The sequence below is a fragment of the Paenibacillus agricola genome (assembly GCF_011440305.1).
In the GTDB taxonomy this organism is placed as follows: Bacteria; Bacillota; Bacilli; order Paenibacillales; family NBRC-103111; genus Paenibacillus_S; species Paenibacillus_S agricola.
Genome location: NZ_JAAOIW010000029.1, coordinates 18,554 through 35,740 on the forward strand (window position 1 = coordinate 18,554; position 17,187 = coordinate 35,740).

Here is a 17,187-nt window from a genome sequence, read left to right on the forward strand (position 1 = left end):
TTAATTCACCTATATAATTAATAATTTCATCCTTTTATTGCTCCCGCGGAAAGACCCGTTATGAAATAACGCTGCAGGAATAAATACACCAGTACCATAGGCAGAGCGCTCATAAATGAGCCAGCAGCTACCCAACCGATTTTATTGCTATCCTGCCCGAAGAAGCTTGAAAGGGCGACCGTAATGGTCCTTAATTCAGGCTTTTGCAGGAAAAACAAGGAAAACTGAAAATCATTCCACACCGATACGCCATGTAAAATAATCACTGTCGCCGTTATCGGCTTCAACAACGGCAGTACGATCCGATAAAATAATTCAAACTGTCCAGCCCCATCAATCATAGCGGCTTCATCCAATTCCCGCGGAATCGTGCCTATGAAGCCTGTATATAAGAAAATCGTCATGGGTAAATGGAAGGTTACATGGAGCAGGATGATCCCCCAGTATTGGTTCATCCCGCCTAGATCAACCATAAATTTATATAGCGGGACCAAACTTGTAAGGGGAGGTACGATCAAGGCAGATATAAACAACATATAGATGAACTTATTCCATTTGGTCTGCCGCCGGGCCAAAGGATAGGCAGCTATCGAGCCAAGAATGACAATAAATGTGATAGAGAACACAGTAACAATAAGATTATTTTGAAAGGCGACCGCTAATTTTGCATTAGACCAGGCACTGATGAAATTGTCCAAATACAAATAACCGGGTAATATCCATTTGGAACTAAAGTCATCCAGCGCCTTGAACGAAGTCGTAATCAAGATATAGAAAGGCAAGATATGAAGCAAGCAGATTAACATCGAAAAAAAGTTAAGCCACAACCGCTTACTGTTCATGCGTTGACCTCCCTTCTTCTTAAGAGAATGAGTGAGGTCAGACTGACAATAGAGATCATGATAAACATGAGTATGCCGATAGCTGCCGCGTAACCGGCATCCTCGCGGCCAAAGTAGAGTAAGTACATCAGTGTGGACATGGATGCGGAAGCATACCCAGGGCCGCTGTTGGTCAAAGCCGCAATGACATCAAACAACTTTAATCCGCCAATTAAATTCAGAACCATACTGACAGTAAAGGCTGGTGCGAGCAATGGCCAGGTTACATGGAAAAATCTCGATAATGCTCCAGCGCCGTCAATGGTCGCCGCTTCGTAATAATCTTTGGGAATCGTCTGCAAGCCTGCCAAAAACAGCACCATCGCAATGCCAAGGTATTGATAAGTATTCACAAAGGTAATAATCCATACATTAATTTGCGGATCACCCAATAAATTTGCCGGTTTGTCTTGAAATAACAGTAAGATATCATTGATAGCGCCGCCTTGATATTGAAAGAAAAAGTACCAGATGTAACCCATGATGAGCGAGCTTATAATTACCGGTAAGTAAATAACCGTTCTTACAAGCCCTCTTGATTGGATATTCATATTCAAATAAAGGGCATAAAGCAATCCGATGATATTCTGAAATACGGAGCTTCCTACACCATAAATCACCGTATTTTTAATTATTCTGGAAATATCGGGGTCATCCCACATGCGACTATAATTTTGCAAACCAATCCACTTATATTCCTGATCGTAGCCATTCCAATTCGTAAATGAAATTTGAATACCTTTAAAAAAAGGATAGACAATGAACATGGCAAACAAAATCAATGCCGGCAAATAAAGCAGATTGAGCATAGCGCCGCTGCGGACGAATCGCTTGATAAACCTGCTTCGAGTTGGCCGCGCTTGTGTGTCCGTTACGGACATCCTGCTAATCTTCGCCACAGTTCCACCCTCCTGTTGTTTGAGTAAAGGAACCGGAAGGATCGAGACCCTTCCGGTTCAGTTATTATTTATTGCGAAGACGCTCGAATTCTTGCTTCATTTTTTCGGAGAATTGTGCCGGCGTTACACTTTCGGCGAGTAATGCGGTACCAGTCTTACACATAACGTCCCACATCCCGTTTGGCAGGTAAACGCGGTCAAAATAGGGGAATACACGGGTATTCACATATTTATCGTAATACTCGGAAAACTCGTGCTGGGATTTAACACCTTTCAGTCCAGGAGGCAGCTTGTTTACATTGGCAATCTTCCCCATATTGTCCGCTTTTGCATAGAAGGCGATTAGTTTCTTAGATTCCGCCAGGTGCTTACCGTCCTTCCATGCCCCCATTGTATAACGTTCGCCGCCTGTAAAGGTTGGCTCATCGCCAGGCACCATAGAAGTTAACGGCATTAAACCAATTTTCACATTGGGATTAATCTTATGCACGTCGTCAGCGAAAGAAGGGGCACCCGTTAAAAAGGCAATTTTTCCTTCTGCAAAACGCTGCGGGACATCGCTTCTTTTGGCAGTGAGCACATCAACATTGATGTATCCTTTCGTTTTCATGTCAAGCAGCTTCTGCGCCAACGGCGTCCATTTGTTCCAATCAAACTTGCCTTCGAGCAGCGCTTGCATATCGTTGACTTTGGGGCTGATAAGGAGTGCTGTGGCATATAGATCAAGGAATCCACCGATCATGCCATTATCGATACCCGACATGAATAAAGGCGTTACATCACCTTTACTTTGCGTTTTGATTTTTTCAGCTGCAGCCATTAACTCTTCAAATGTTTTCGGAAGCTCAATGTTATATTTTTGAAGGAGGTCGACATTGTATGAGATCCCGTCCTTAGCTTCACTCATGACAAGTGCGTGGACTTTACCATCCTTATCGGTCACAACCGGCTTTATGGTATCGGTCTGCTGCGAAGCCCAGGCTTGGTCCTTCAGATCAGCCAAATATTTGCCGTAACGGATAATCGCCCAACCGTGCGTATCAAATACGTCTGGCAAATCATTTGCAGCCATTTTGACCTTCAGAATATTCTCATATTCAGTGCCCGGAAATTGGAATTCGACCTGTGTATTGGGATTTTCTTTCATAAAGTCGTTAGCGATTCCCTTCATGACATCTTGACTTGCAGTTGCGGTAATCGTGCTGTAAACAGATAGCTTGATCTTCTCCCCGCCTCCGCTACTTGCCGTATTTCCAGCGGCATCCGGTTTGGCGGTTTTGCTGTCCGCAGCCGTTTCAGTGGCACCGCTCGGACGTTGGGAGCAACCAAGTAACGCTACAGAAATTATCAAAATAACGCCCATCATACTTAAAAAGGTTTTTCTCATTCTTCTTCTTCAATCCTCCCTTTATAAATTTTATTGTTTCTTGGTGTGCAAGCTAAATGTTATCATGAATGATAGCGTTTTCAAATGTATCAAATCTACGATTTAAGCGCTATATTCATTGATTTAGGCATCCTGAAATGTCGAACTAAAGCGAGATGGTATACAACGATTAGTGGAGTCGAGGTTGGAGCCGACAAAGGCTATGATCGTTCCCCTGTCCATCATGGGCTCGAAAAACTTGAGATCGAGGGATACATAGCACCCATAGATTCTGACGAAAATCATTTGAAAAAATCAGGCTTTACCTATGACAAAACAAACGATACCTATACGTGCAAGGAAGGAAAAACCCTTCGGGGTTTTCGTAAGTGCCCGTTAGGATGCTAATCGGACTATGTTCTTGTCACCCGACAATTATCTAAATCCAGATATTTTCTGCTTTATTTGGTTTATTTCATTCACGAAGAGGCATATTTCTGCCGCGGTAAGATGACAAGCAGGAGTAAGTGAAATTTGAGTGATGGCTTCTAACGCTTCACCGAGACGATCCTCGCTGGCTATGCTGGCGGGGAAAGGGAAGTTTTCTGGTCTACTTACCCAAAAAAGCCCCATCCCGAAGGATGAGGGCTTCACTTTTCTTCCATAGTACCAATCACGAATCTTATTAAAGAGCAGAATATCCTAGACTGAACTTATGTACTTCGACCACCAGGAGGATAATAATATGGGGGTGTTTTTATCCATCCGCGTTTCCTCATCATGGATCGATAAGGGGCGCTGTATTGTATCAACCTCCCCATCGATTTCAAAAGAATTAGGGAAACATCGGTTCTAAGGCTTTGGGAAACAGCTTGTCCACATAAGGCTATACAGGTTGTAACTTTGCCGACTATGAGGTTGGCCAGTTCCTCGTCTGTAAATTTCGCTCCCTGAGGAATGTCGTCAGATTTCGAGTCGGGTTTTGCTTGCAAAACAGATGGAAGAGGAACACCTTCCTTAATCATGAAATCTTTGATCATTTTTATGTCTTCCATCGATTCTTTAACGGCATTCTCAACTGCATGTTTTAACTCAGGATCGGTAGTCGTATTTAAAGCGACTTTATAAATGATTTGTCCTTCTTCGTAAATGGTAAGCAGCATCCATAATGACATTACTTCTCCAACATGCAAAGGTGGCACGGGTTCTTCATCTGTTAACGATCCATATATACTTTTGATTGCGTCCCAGATGGTCGTCATATTTGAAACACCTCCATTAATAGGTATCTCCTATAATATTTTTTTTATACAGCTACGGTGTCCGGATCCTTACATACTACTCAGGCAAAGGTGTTTCACTATTCAACCGCAACTTAAATGAACGAACCAGCTATTATCCGGGGAGTGAACTGCACCCAATTGTTAGACACACTAACAATTGGAGGTGCAGTTTTTTATTATAACCAAGCATTTACCTGTCATAACCTCTACATGAGCTTTCTCATCTTCATCATCAGCACAACGGTTAGCTGACCTGCTAATGTTTCGAAAACCAACTGATTCTCCCCAATTTCCTGTATAGAGTCCTTCATTTGCGCTAGCGTACCCAATAGCTTAATCGGCTGCCAATCGTTCCAGCGGCAGCCTTGTAGTGTTAGATGTTGAACTCTTGTTCTCCGTTAGTCATTCATGCAGCACAAGACCAGCGCCGCACCACCAGAATGAGATTCATTCTTCCATGGTAGTTCAATAAATTTGGTGCGAATCACCATTGTCTGTAACGGCAAGTATTAAGGCCATCCTTTGCAGGATGGCCTTGTCTTTGTAGATCATGCTTGAAAAATAAGTCCGCTCGAATTTATGGCCACCGTGTCGTTTGCAAAGATCTCCTACATGGCGGCCCAGTCAGGACCCTTAGACAACTGGGAACCATCCTGGTACGTTAATAAGCATGTTCCATAATGCGTCCGGTATGACCAGATCTTTTTGAGCCGTTCTTGGTAGAGTCGTTCTGATCTCGTTTTCTTGATCGTTTATGACCTTTTCAACCCATTTTGGTTCCATAATGATGGCATGTGCTAAAGCTAATAAAGGTACTCCGACGTCAAGCGCCTTATTAACATCTTCCGGTGAAGAAAGTCCTCCAACCCCGATTATGGGTACATGATTGCCGACACGTTCTTGTATGAGCAGAACACGTGATTTCGTATCAGTCTCATCTCGCATTGATCCATCCCAAAAACCTCTTACGGAGACATGAATGTAGTCTAGCTTCTGTTCAGCCAAAACGTCAACCAATTGAAGAGTGTCTTCTATCGTTATACCCGGATTTTCACTTTCTTCAGGTGACACTCTATATCCAACAATGAACGGGACTTTTGCATGTTCAGCAACTGCTTTTTTTACGCTTTCGATTATGGCAAGAGGAAATGCCATTCTTTTTTCAATCGTGCCTCCCCACTGATCGGATCGGCGATTGGAATGTGGGGAAAAAAATTGCTGAATTAAATACGTATTTGCGCCGTGAATCTCAACGCCGTCAAAACCTGCTTCGATTGCTCTGCGAGTTGCTTCGCCAAAGGCTTTAATCGTATCATTGATTTTTTCTTCCGTCATTTCTCTTGGAACAACTGAACCCGGACGCTCTGAGGCTACAGCACTAGCACTTACCGGTTGCTTGCCATCCATTAGCTCAGGCGAAGCCATTCTCCCCGCATGGTAAATTTGTAAAATTGCTTTTGCCCCTTGTTCTTGAATCGTACCTGATAGTTTTTTCAGTCCAGGAATTAATGAGTCATCATCCACACCAATTTCGTTAATAAAAGCTTTCCCTTCTGGCGAAACATGGCTACACGCTGTAATAACTCCACCGGCTCCGCCTGAACGCTCACGATAATAAGCTAGTTCTTGCTCTGACACTCCTCCATCCTCAAGGGAGGAGGAGTTTGTCATCGGCGCCATTAACACTCGATTCTTTAGTTGTACTCCTGAAGGGAGAGTAAATGGTTCAACGATTGGTTTATAGTTAGGATTCATTTATTGTTGTCTCCTTGTAGTTAAAATTAATTTTGAGTGGGTGTTGGATTAAATCTTACAAACTCCGTCCCCACAGAGACCACCTTCGAAATCGTCATGTGAAACAGTGTCGATCATCCGGATAGGATGTTCTTCTCTCCACACTTGTTCAAGTAGATCCAAGAACGCGCTGCTAGACCGTATTCCGGATACAGCGTACTTATCATTGAAAATATAGTACGGTACGCCTGTAATCCCTAATTGGGACCCATATTGCCGCTCTTTCTTTACCGTATCCTTGTATTTATCACTGGATAGAATATCAAGAACTTCTTTTGCATGAAGACCAATCTCGCCTGCAAGCTTAGCGAGTGTTTCGTGATCGCCAATATCCAATGAATCGGTAAAATAGGCTTTATGGGCTTGAGCCATCCACTCTCCTGTTTTGCCCTGTTCTTGCGCATAAACAGCCACGCGAAGAGCATCTGACGTATTTGATGGAATCAAAGTGTCAAGATTATAGGTGAGGCCAACCTCTTTGCCCATCTTGATCACCGGTTTATTTCCTTCTCTCACATAATCAGAGGACATTCCTCCGCCATGAATTTCGGCTGACCAAGTATAATAATCTTTGCCGGTATTGCTCGGAGCATTTGGGAATAGTTGGAATGGTCTGTAGACTATTTCTACTTTAGCCTTATGGTCAAATTGTTCAAGGGCTGTTTCCAAATTTGTTTTGCCAATATAGCACAACGGGCACATAACATCTGACCAGATTTCTATTTTCATAATTCCTCCGCCTCTTTCCTTCCTGTGATTTGTATAACTAAGTTACTCCACATGTGTGAATATACCGATTTACTCGATCAACAACGGTTGATTAATTAACATGTATTGATTTATATTATAAAGAGTCGCTGCAAAATCTCAATCGCTAAAAAACTGACTTTTGTTGACTAATCAACACATGATTTAAGTTTGTTTATAATCATCAAAGGACGGTGATCGTACACCATGTCTAAAGTAGATAGAAGTAAAGTAGATAGAAGAATAAATAAAACCAGGGAAGCAATCAATAAAGCTCTAATTGAGTTAATGTCTGAGAAAAACTTCGAAAACATTACGATCAACGATATCTCGGAAAGAGCCAATCTTAACAGGGGGACACTTTATCTTCATTATTCGGACAAATATGATTTGCTCGACAAATGTATAAAAGATCATTTAAGTAATATGTTAAAGTTTTGCATGTTATCGAAGCCTGGCGAGGAAAGATTAAATGTTAGTAATTCCCCACTGCCGATGTTTCAATATTTTGAAGAACATTTTTTATTTTATTCCTCCATGCTAAGTAATAAAGGTATAACTTGTTTTCGGGAACAAATGAACTTAGTGGTCATAAATGGAATTACCGAGCGATTGAAGACCGGGGAAATTAACCATGGGCATAATAAAGAGGTTGTCGTTCAATATATGGCATCTGCTTTCGTCGGAGTCGTGGAATGGTGGATTAAAAATAACATGCCCCTTTCTCCTCAAATTATGGCACAACAACTATGGGACATTTTTGATGGGAATTATTCCCTAGTTGGTGAAGGTCGGATCCCGAGCGGCAGCTAACTTGACCGTCGTTAGCCTTAAAGCTGCGTTGTCTGCAGCTACAATCTTATATGCAATACAAATAATCCCGCCAGTAGGCGGGATTATTTGTTCTTGTTCCTTGCCGAATAGCTCCACCCACCATATTATCTCCCTCTATGAAGAAAGCAAATGCTCACGTTTCCTCTTGTTTTCTTAAGTTTTCATAGCATCGTTGGTATTTAATTTTTAAATACTGGAATAAGTCTTCATTAGAGGCTAGTTTTGGAGCGACGGAGAAAAAAAGATCCTTATGCACTTAACCACTCGTATCCAAAAAATGGATATATGGTGCAATTATGGTCGCACTGGTGGATGTCCACATATCTCATGGAGGTCAACCCTCCCAAATCTCACAGAGTCTTCGCTCTTAAATTCCTTTGTCTAACCTTTCCATGAGGTGGATGTCAGTTATGCCGCCCGACAGGATCTTTTGTCCGTATTATAACGTCTTTACTGACTAATCCGCTTTCGGTTAATCCTGTCATATGGGGAATATCCCTACATATTGCGATCAGGGACTGCATTTTCTTCAAAGGATTATTTGACCGTGTTGTAAATACTGATGTAAAGCCTTGAAAGCATGGTTCTTAGTATTCTACGGAGTCCAACTGCAGTTCAACGCCGTATTCCTATAACAGATCAGACTTGTGATAGGATAACTTGCGTATTGCTGAATCGGTGATTCCTCTCGTAACCCCTCTACCCTAAATATCACTACTTCTAGTAGGATTCACCGTATAAGTATAAACGTAGGATTTATCGGACGGGCTATGTGATTCAGATTCAATTATTATAGAAACAAAGAGTTTACAAGTTGGAAATAACTTCTCTAACGATGGAAAAAACTATTTTTTATAATAAAAGCATGATGGTACCATCATAAAAAATTACGTTCATGGAAAAGGAGTGTTTGGAATATGAAAAAAGTATTGCTTCCAACTGTATTTATCGCTTCTCTGGTAATCGCTTCAGCTACTGCCCTCGCGGCGGTGGATACAACCAGTAATATCACTCAACCTGCAAGTGTAGCAGCTGTATCCGCTGCTGTAAATAATGACCATGCAGGAACGATCGAGTACGCGAAGAAAACACTGTTTAACCCTGATGGCAGTGTAGTAGCAGTAAACGAAACATGGGCAGATGCGGCAACCCGTAATCAGAAATCAAATTATGAAGAGCCCGTAAAAGGAACGGATTCTATGCAAAGACTCGGTGGTGCCTACGTTTTAGACAATGGCAACACATATATCAAAGTTGCTACAGATGCTCAGGGAAATCTTGTGGGGTATGAATTGACGGCGAAAAATCCCGATCAGAATTGGTCAAATTCGTTAGTAGCCGAAAAACAAGATTATATAAATGAATATAAAGAAGGAACGCGTAGAGTTGGCTGGACTGACGAGGGAATTGTCCAGACTGTAGATGGACAATCTCTGAGAAAGCTGTCTAGAACTGACAAGTCGGCAGCATTCAGCACCACATACACGGAATCTGTCTTCCTGGATGACAGCGGATTGCCGGTGCAGGGTGAAATTTATGAGGTAGTGAACGGCACAGCAAACTTATTGTATACTTACGTATATGAGTTCAAAAATGTCAGCAACGACGGAAGCTTGTTCGATGCAAAAGGTATCCCTTTACAGGAAATCAAATAGGAAAGCAAATGAGCTTCGCAGTCAAATCATCATTCGATCCAAACATATAAAGAGGGGCGGCGCCCCCTCTTTTTTCCACGCTCTATACCATCCTGTCAAACCTTAGTAAGTGATATAATAATTGAATGAAACATGCACTGGGAACAGGAGGAATCCAATTGGGAAACAGAAAAATACTTATTATCGAGGATGAAGTGAACATATCGGATATTCTCTCTCATTACCTGAGGAACGAAGGCTTTCAAACCAAAGTGGCGAATTGCGGAAATCAAGGACTGCAGCTTGTACAAGAATTTCTTCCTGATCTTGTATTACTTGACTTGATGATGCCGGATATAGACGGATTTGAAGTATGTAAGAGGATTACCGCCAATTATATCATTCCCATTATTATGATTACCGCGAAATCAGACGATATTGATAAAATACTGGGGATGGAGCTTGGCGCGGACGACTATATTACGAAGCCTTTTAATATAAGGGAAGTCAGTGTAAGAATCAAAAGCATATTCAGAAGAATCGATTTAATTTCCGAAGCCGCGGTCGATCAAGAGCATAAAGCTATAAAAATCGGCAAAGAGATCGAGATCTATAAAGAAAGACATGAAATCTATAAAAATGGGAAACAAATCGAATTCACCAATAAGGAATATGAGCTATTGGTCTATTTGGCTGAGCACAAAGGCAGGGCCATAACGCGGGAAGAGCTTTTGGATCAAGTCTGGGGATATGAGTTTATTGGCGATGGCAGAACGGTTGATATCCATGTTCGAAGGGTCAGAAAAAAGCTGAATGAAGATAAACATACATCCATCATCGAGACCATATTTGGTGTAGGATACAAGCTTGTCTTTGAAAAGGTACCATCATGAGGTATTCGATCCAGTTAAAAATTTTAATTTATTTCTCCATTATTATATTTTTAGGTTTTTCCGTGCTTACTTTCGCCGCCTATCATACGACGGAACAAAATACGAAGAGTGTCATACAAGCGGATATGATCGAAATCAAGCGGAATCTTGATATTGGTTTGAATCAATATTTGTTATTTAACAATATGGACATCAACGAAGCCTCCATTATTTCCGAAGCGGAAAACATATCCAAGCAGTTAAGCACACAAGTAGGAAGTACGGTGGATATCTATGATAAAAAAGGACAAAGACTTTCATACGGTTCAGCGCCAAATATGGCCATTAACAACTCAGAGGATCTGGTAAAAGCTATGAACGGCGGGATTTCGTTTACAACCAATTTTACAGGGGATAACGTGATTGTGAGTCTCTCCTATCCTATAAAGGAATCCATCGTCGGTATTGTTCGATACTATAAAGACTATACGGAGTTGTATAACTATAATCAAAAATTCAAACGCATGACCAGTCTTTTTGCCAGTGTAATTTTTGTTTTTATCTTCGTTACCTCGTACATTTTTTCCGGAAAAATCACAAAGCCAATTATCAAACTTGCAGAAGCATCCGAAGAGGTTTCGAAGGGGAATTTCAATGTGGATATCGATATTTCTTTGCAGGATGAAATTGGGCATTTAAGCTCCAGATTTAAAATGATGGTTTATAAAATCAGTGAACAAATCGACATCATTAAACAGGATAGAGATATGCTCAAGGAAGTACAGATGCAGAATAAATTTTTTTTTGATAATGTGACTCACGAGTTGAAAACTCCGCTTACCACCATCACTGGATATGCTCAAGCTATTGAGGATTTGGGTATAAAAGATGATGAGTTCACCCGAAAAGGACTTGCATGCATTATTAACGAGAGCAATCGATTAAATAACATGGTTATCGAGCTGATAGAGCTATCCAAGGCTTCGTCTAAAAAGTTCAGCTATGATTTTGCCGATATCAATATGAGCGAGTTGATCAAAGAAACCTGTGAAGAGATGCTGATCAAAGGGAGAAAGTATAACATCGCTATCAAGTGCCACACACCCGATAATCTCTATTTAACTGGAGACAAGGATCGGCTAAAGGAAGTAATGATTAACCTCATTGACAATTCAATTAAATATGGAAATGTAAATTCGGTCATTCATATTTATGCCGATCAACAGCAAAATGATGTCTTTATAACGGTAAAGGATCAAGGAGTAGGAATCCCTGAGGAGTTTATTAAAAAAGTTTTTGATCCCTTTTTCAGAATCTCTAAACAATCTTCAAGAGAATCAGGCAGCGCCGGTCTTGGATTGGCAATCGTTAAAGAAATCGTTGAAAGGCACAACGGTAATATCGAGATTATTAGCCGTTTGAATCAAGGAACCGAGGTCATTTTACGGTTTGGAAGTGATGTCATATGAAACCTGCCATTTCTATAAAAAAAGTTAGGAGTTTTATGATATGCGTTCTGATCCTGAGTGTATTTATAACGGGATTTCATCTGTTAAGCATCTTGCCCTTTAGAGGCGAGGCTACCTACCTAACAACATTAGATAAGGGACTTTTTAAGGCAGAAGCGACAAATCGGGGGGAAACTCCTTTTGCAGTAAGTAAAATAGTCAGATTCATCGCACCCTTCCATATCGTGGATTCCGATTTACTGGATATGAATACATTAGCTTTTACAAGCTCTAATCCAGAAGCTAAAAATTTGGTGCAAACCGGCATATACGACTTGTCTACAAACTTGTTGAGCTATGAGTTCGATAAACAAAACCAAATAACGGAAAGTAAAATCAGCATCTCTAACGATGGTAAATTGATATTGGCTACTTACGAAAGTAAGGAAGGTGGACTAAGTAAAACTTATGTGTATGATGCTGCGACAAACAAAAAACTGAGCATCTTTAACGGTGTATTTGCGGCTGAATGGCTTCCTGACAACATTCGATTTGTAGGTATGGACGACTACTTGTTTATTCAGGATATAAAAACCGGAATGAGAGAAAATATATTAAAAATTTCAGACTATGCCGGGAAACTTCCCAACTTGTTTTTTGACTTGAAACTATTAAAGGATGGCCAGACGGCAGGTATATTTTACAACAGCATTGGCACTACCCATGTACTAAAGGTCGATATAAATACTAAAAATCCAATGAAACAGACTTTAAATGGACAACTTCATTATGCTTTTCCCATAGACAATAAAGCTCTTGCAGTAGTAGGACAGTTCAATAACCGGTATGGCATTTATCTTTATGATATAACAAACAATTCGCTAGAACTGCTTATTGATTTAACAAACCAGAAATTGTTGGATATCAGTATATCGCAGGATGGTAAGAAAATAGCTTATAGTGTCATGAACATGGATACGGGCTGGTATGGAATTGAAGTACATGCAGCCTACCTAGATCATAATCAGGTAACAAGCAACGAAGTGGTTTATAAAGATCTAAATCATTTCGTAGACAAACTGTTATGGACGAAAGATAGCCAGATGTTGTACTGCTTTCAACGGAATACTAACGATACCACCATATTCAGGATTCTATTTAAAAACGTTTTGAATTCAAAATAGATTATAGAGCAGACTGGATACTGGATCATCCCAGTCACGTTAGTCGCCAACGGGGAACGGTGCGCTATAATCAAGAAATGAGGGCAGTAGGTTTCCTTAAAACTCAATCCTTCCGCAATAAGCTTGCTACATCGTGTCGAATAATGGATCGGAAGGAATTTGATGATAATAAGAAGTTTCAAAAGCAAGCTGGAAATCTAATTATTAAAATTTTCGGGAGCGTAAATTATTTTGTGTAAATGGGTTTTTTACCGACAAACCGTTACATCCAGAGGCTTTACATGGAGGGGTGGGCATGATAGGCTAGACTGCCTTAGCGATACGAGTTTACGAGGTATCGCCCCATCGCAAGGAATCATGCCCATAGAGGCTCCATGTCAAGCCGGCTCTCAAGTAACTCATCATGCAGATAGTTCCGCTTGCAACCGGTCTCCAAAATGGATGGCAAGCTGTGATATACATTCTTACCAACTCCGTAACGGCATCGTCCACTTTCTGGATGCATCTATGGTGGCGAGATAAATAATCTTCCGCAAGGCATCATCCGATGGGTATGCCGTTTTTGTTTGGGTAACTTTTCGAAGCTGGCGGTGGTAGCCTTCGATAATATTCGTGGTATAGATCATTTTACGAATCTCAGCTGGATAACCGAAGTAGGTGGTAAGCTCGATCCAGTTCGTTTCCCAAGAACGAATAATGATGGGGTGTTTCTTGCCCCACTTCTCTTTAAAGGAAGTAAAAGCAGCCTCCGCCTCTTCTAAGGTCAAGGCTTGGTACACCTTTTTCAAATCAGCTCAGACCGCTTTTTCTTCCTTGTAGGTCACATATTTCATGGAGTTAAGGATCTGATGAATCACGCACAACTGGATCTGTGTCCGTGGAAAAGCAGCGTTAATGGCATCAGAAAAGCCGGAAAGCCCATCCTTGCAAGCGATGAGGATGTCCTCTACTCAACGGCTTTTGAGGTCTGTGCATACGCCTAACCAGAAGCTGGCACTCTCATGTTCCCCAATCCAGATGCCCAAGATTTCTTTCTGACCAGACATGCTGATCCCTAATACGCTGTAAGCAGCCTTGTTAATAATACGGTTTTCCTGACGAACTTTAAAGTGGATCGCATCCAAGAACGATCGGATAGACCCGGTCTAACGCTCTGCACTGCCATTCTGTAACCAAAGGAATGATCTTATCCGTTGCCAGTCTCGGCAAATGGGGCGCGCGCATTAAAGTATTTCCCAAAAACTTCCGAAAGCCCGTTAGCTTAGCGAGTACCATAACAAAAGTTTATATAATAATTATTATGTAAATCCGTCGGGAATGTAATAAGGTTCTTGTATTTATCGGAAATGTAATAAGGTTCTTGACATCGACCGATGACAAGAATCTTATTACCTTCTTCCAGTTTTACAGAGATCATTTTCCCTCCTGTACAATAATGGGGGTTATTGTTTTTTTAAGAAAAATGCTCCCGTACCTTTCAGAATGTACGGGAGCATTTCAATTAGTTGTTGAAGTAGTGCGTTTGTTCGAGGTCGGCAATCAGTGCAGGTTGCACAGGCTGCCATCCCAGAAGTTCCTGAGTTGCAACGCTTGATCTCGGGATATCAAGTGCTGCAAGTGTGCTCAGGAAGCCGAAGTGGGCGTCTGCCTCTTCACGTGAAATGCTGACTACAGGTACGTTCAGATGCCTACCAATAACACTCGCAATGTCGCGAAACGGCACTCCTTCATCTGCGACCCCATCTAGCCGTGAACCGGCGGGTGCCTTTTCTAATGCAAGTCGGTATAAATGTGCAGCGTCAAGGCGGTGCACAGCTGGCCACCGATTGGTCCCCTCTTCTATATAAGCTGAGAAGCCCTTTGTTTTGGCAATGTTGATCAGTCTCGGCACAAATCCTGTGTCACCCGCACCGTGTACCGAAGGACAAAGCTCTACAATCGATGTCCGCACCCCGCGCTCAGCCAGCGATAACACTATGTTCTCCGCTGCCACTCCATTAGCGTGCGTGGTGATCACAAACGGCTTACCGGAACCTTCCAGCGTTGCCCCCATCGCTTCGACGGCGTGCATATCAGATGTGAGTGCCCCGGCGAAGTTCGAGAAGTCGTGATTAAATGCCAGATGAATGACGCCATCCGCAGCACCCGCACCACTACGAAGGCTGTCGAGATCGTCGATGTCGCCGCGATGCACTTCGGCCCCAGCCTCTTTTAATTTCGTAGCGCTATTGTCTGAGCGCACAAGACCGACGACCTGATGACCCGCATCAATGAGTTCGCGAATGACAGCGGAACCGATGTAACCTGTTGCTCCTGTAACGAAAATACGCATTATGAAATCCCCCTTAAGCTGCTAACCATTGTTGTATAAACTATAATTACCACGCGATGGGTCCATCCTCATCTGAGAACGTTCCTGTTGGACCTTCTGCTCCAATCATCGCAAGCCGGACCGCTTCACGCGCCCCTTGTTCAACACTTCGAGTACCGGCAAAATTATTGAGCGCAGTTGAAGTAAAGCCAGGACATGCCGCATTGACCTTGATGTTTGCCGATTCAAGCGCAAAGGCAAAGGCAAGTGTCACCGCATGAACAGCCGATTTTGACGCCGAATAGGCACCAAACATTGCACGATGTGAGTTTTCCGGAATAGAGTTCCAGCTAAGGGAGCCGCCGGTGCTGCCCATGTTGACGATGCGTGCTGCTGGAGCCTCACGCAAAAGTGGCAACATCGCCTGGGTGACAGCGATGACACCAAAAACATTAGTTTCATAAACCGCACGAATATCTTCGAGCGAAGCTACGGTTAGAAGACCGCTCGCCGCACCACTGCTCGGAAACGGATTACCCGCTCTACCTGCGTGTGAGATGCCCGCATTGTTCACAAGCACATCGAGACGACCGAATTCGTTCCGAATACGGTCTGCTGCAGCAACGGCGGAGTCCTGATCTGTAACGTCGAGCTGGAGAGCGTGAGCATTCGAACCGATGCTTTTGGAGGCAGTTTCTCCATTCTCGAGGCTGCGTGATCCGACGAGTACGGTGAATCCGTGTTCCGCGAGATCCTTCGCAATTTGAAGGCCGATACCTTTGTTAGCCCCGGTGACCAGAGCGACGGGTTTATCTTGCATAGTTATAATCTCCTCTTTTTTCGCGATTGGTGGGTAATTGAAAATTTAAGTTGATGTGTCAACCTGAGTCAAATTTAGCACATTGATGTTGACACGTCAACCATGTTATTATGCTCCTATGGATAATAACGAACTAAACGAAGAAGAAATGCGAATTTGGCATATGTGGAAAGGTTCCTTTCAGACCATCTTTGGTCGTGTAGTCAAAGACATGTCCGATCACACTGGACTATCAGAGGGTGATTTTGGAGTATTGGATCGATTAGTCCTTTTTGGGAACGGTAGCCTTCGCCAACAGGAATTAGCCGACTCTATGGACTGGGATAAAAGTCGTTTATCTCATCATCTGAAGCGTATGGAAAAACGTGGACTAGTGATGAGGAAACCATTAGACAAAGATCGCGGAGTTCAAGTCAGTATCACTTCCACTGGAAAATCAATGTTGGATGATGCCCGTCCGTCCCTCTCCAAGGCAATACGCAAACATTTTTTTGAACAATTAACGGACCAAGATATTGAGTTGATAACTAAGCTGGCGGAAAGGACAAACACAAGGTCTTAGCGTCTTATAAAGCTCCGCCATCTTGACCACGTTGTTAGAGGTTAGAGGAGAGCAATGTCGAACTTTTTGTGAATTCGGTTGATCGAATTGAAAGTCTTTCCTACACGATCAGCTTGAGCTACCCTCGACTCGGGAGGACAAGAACTTGTACCGATAAAACAAAAAAAGCCGCTTAATTGGTCATAACCCCGTCAAGTAGACACAAAAAAAGACACCATGAGCTGCCACCGTTTCCCGATATTCTGCCGGGGAACGGTCGTTTAGTTCCTCTCTTTTTATAAAAAACAAAAACCCCCGATAAAGGGGGTTTACAGCCAGATATAATTACTGTTTCTCCTTCTCATCTTTGCAAGGATTAGATCCTTGCTGGAATTTGCACCGTGCTTAAAAAGTCGGTTGCCGCGGTTTCATAGGGCCAGTCCCTCCACCGAACTCTGGATAAGAGCTATATTCATTTTAATATAATTCTCTTAGATTTACATCAAATAGCAAGAAAATTTGGTTGTTATTGTCAGGGATTGCTGCCTCGTAGTTTAACTCAACCAACTCATA

The 17,187-nt window shown here is 42.3% G+C and carries 15 protein-coding genes, 2 pseudogenes and 1 riboswitch; of the genes and pseudogenes, 7 read left to right on the forward strand and 10 right to left on the reverse strand.

Annotation, left to right across the window (positions count from 1 at the left end; genetic code table 11):
• Positions 1–26: 26 nt before the first annotated feature.
• The 3 genes from G9U52_RS36620 to G9U52_RS36630 all read right to left on the reverse strand — a co-directional run bounded on the left by G9U52_RS36620 (position 27) and on the right by G9U52_RS36630 (position 3,167).
• On the reverse strand, positions 27–842 hold the full coding sequence (locus tag G9U52_RS36620; RefSeq protein WP_166157731.1) for a carbohydrate ABC transporter permease: 816 nt from the start codon (positions 840–842) through the stop codon (positions 27–29).
• Positions 839–1,762 carry a carbohydrate ABC transporter permease gene (locus G9U52_RS36625; protein ID WP_166157796.1) on the reverse strand — a complete coding sequence of 308 codons (924 nt, stop codon included), beginning with the start codon at positions 1,760–1,762 and terminating at the stop codon, positions 839–841. Before G9U52_RS36625 ends, G9U52_RS36620 begins: the two co-directional genes overlap by 4 nt.
• 82 nt (positions 1,763–1,844) lie before the next feature.
• Positions 1,845–3,167 (reverse strand): ABC transporter substrate-binding protein, encoded by a 1,323-nt coding sequence (locus tag G9U52_RS36630; RefSeq protein WP_166157734.1) that lies wholly within the window; start codon positions 3,165–3,167, stop codon positions 1,845–1,847.
• An 84-nt stretch (positions 3,168–3,251) separates the two neighbouring features.
• Here G9U52_RS36630 and G9U52_RS39580 point away from each other — a divergent pair, with 84 nt between their 5' ends.
• The gene (locus tag G9U52_RS39580; RefSeq protein WP_207953437.1) at positions 3,252–3,554 is read left to right on the forward strand and encodes a hypothetical protein; all 303 of its coding nucleotides are present in this window, start codon (positions 3,252–3,254) and stop codon (positions 3,552–3,554) included.
• Positions 3,555–3,859: 305 nt separating this feature from the next.
• Here G9U52_RS39580 and G9U52_RS36635 read toward each other — a convergent pair whose 3' ends face one another.
• The 3 genes from G9U52_RS36635 to G9U52_RS36645 all read right to left on the reverse strand — a co-directional run bounded on the left by G9U52_RS36635 (position 3,860) and on the right by G9U52_RS36645 (position 6,952).
• The gene (locus G9U52_RS36635; RefSeq protein ID WP_166157737.1) at positions 3,860–4,408 is read right to left on the reverse strand and encodes a DUF3231 family protein; all 549 of its coding nucleotides are present in this window, start codon (positions 4,406–4,408) and stop codon (positions 3,860–3,862) included.
• 654 nt (positions 4,409–5,062) lie between these two features.
• Positions 5,063–6,184 (reverse strand): NADH-dependent flavin oxidoreductase, encoded by a 1,122-nt coding sequence (locus G9U52_RS36640; RefSeq protein WP_166157740.1) that lies wholly within the window; start codon positions 6,182–6,184, stop codon positions 5,063–5,065.
• 48 nt (positions 6,185–6,232) lie between these two features.
• Positions 6,233–6,952: a DsbA family oxidoreductase gene (locus G9U52_RS36645; protein WP_166157743.1), complete on the reverse strand. Its 720-nt coding sequence runs from the start codon at positions 6,950–6,952 to the stop codon at positions 6,233–6,235.
• Positions 6,953–7,177: 225 nt separating this feature from the next.
• Here G9U52_RS36645 and G9U52_RS36650 point away from each other — a divergent pair, with 225 nt between their 5' ends.
• Positions 7,178–7,783, forward strand: a complete 606-nt coding sequence (locus G9U52_RS36650; RefSeq protein WP_166157746.1) for a TetR/AcrR family transcriptional regulator — start codon at positions 7,178–7,180, stop codon at positions 7,781–7,783.
• Between the two features lie 425 nt (positions 7,784–8,208).
• Here G9U52_RS36650 and G9U52_RS42145 read toward each other — a convergent pair.
• A pseudogene (locus tag G9U52_RS42145) lies at positions 8,209–8,393 on the reverse strand (hypothetical protein); the annotation flags it as partial.
• Between the two features lie 328 nt (positions 8,394–8,721).
• Here G9U52_RS42145 and G9U52_RS36655 point away from each other — a divergent pair.
• The 4 genes from G9U52_RS36655 to G9U52_RS36670 all read left to right on the forward strand — a co-directional run bounded on the left by G9U52_RS36655 (position 8,722) and on the right by G9U52_RS36670 (position 12,942).
• Positions 8,722–9,459 carry a hypothetical protein gene (locus tag G9U52_RS36655; protein ID WP_166157749.1) on the forward strand — a complete coding sequence of 246 codons (738 nt, stop codon included), beginning with the start codon at positions 8,722–8,724 and terminating at the stop codon, positions 9,457–9,459.
• Positions 9,460–9,617: 158 nt separating this feature from the next.
• Positions 9,618–10,331 carry a response regulator transcription factor gene (locus G9U52_RS36660; protein WP_207953438.1) on the forward strand — a complete coding sequence of 238 codons (714 nt, stop codon included), beginning with the start codon at positions 9,618–9,620 and terminating at the stop codon, positions 10,329–10,331.
• Positions 10,332–10,516: 185 nt separating this feature from the next.
• Entirely contained in the window at positions 10,517–11,779 is a 1,263-nt protein-coding gene (locus G9U52_RS36665; RefSeq protein ID WP_166157755.1) for a sensor histidine kinase, read from the forward strand.
• Positions 11,776–12,942, forward strand: a complete 1,167-nt coding sequence (locus G9U52_RS36670) for a TolB family protein (RefSeq protein ID WP_166157758.1) — start codon at positions 11,776–11,778, stop codon at positions 12,940–12,942. Before G9U52_RS36665 ends, G9U52_RS36670 begins: the two co-directional genes overlap by 4 nt.
• Positions 12,943–13,343: 401 nt before the next feature.
• Here the strand turns inward: G9U52_RS36670 and G9U52_RS36675 are convergent.
• From G9U52_RS36675 to G9U52_RS36685, 3 genes and pseudogenes are all read right to left on the reverse strand, one after another.
• Positions 13,344–14,139, reverse strand: a pseudogene (locus tag G9U52_RS36675) (IS256 family transposase); the annotation flags it as partial.
• A gap of 304 nt (positions 14,140–14,443) precedes the next feature.
• Positions 14,444–15,274, reverse strand: coding sequence for an SDR family oxidoreductase (locus tag G9U52_RS36680; protein WP_166157761.1), 831 nt, complete (start codon positions 15,272–15,274; stop codon positions 14,444–14,446).
• A 46-nt stretch (positions 15,275–15,320) separates the two neighbouring features.
• The gene (locus tag G9U52_RS36685; RefSeq protein ID WP_166157763.1) at positions 15,321–16,073 is read right to left on the reverse strand and encodes an SDR family NAD(P)-dependent oxidoreductase; all 753 of its coding nucleotides are present in this window, start codon (positions 16,071–16,073) and stop codon (positions 15,321–15,323) included.
• Positions 16,074–16,191: 118 nt separating this feature from the next.
• Between G9U52_RS36685 and G9U52_RS36690 the strand changes: the two genes are divergently transcribed.
• The gene (locus tag G9U52_RS36690; protein WP_166157766.1) at positions 16,192–16,635 is read left to right on the forward strand and encodes a MarR family winged helix-turn-helix transcriptional regulator; all 444 of its coding nucleotides are present in this window, start codon (positions 16,192–16,194) and stop codon (positions 16,633–16,635) included.
• Positions 16,636–16,972: 337 nt separating this feature from the next.
• Positions 16,973–17,080: riboswitch (SAM riboswitch) on the reverse strand.
• Positions 17,081–17,187 lie beyond the last annotated feature (107 nt).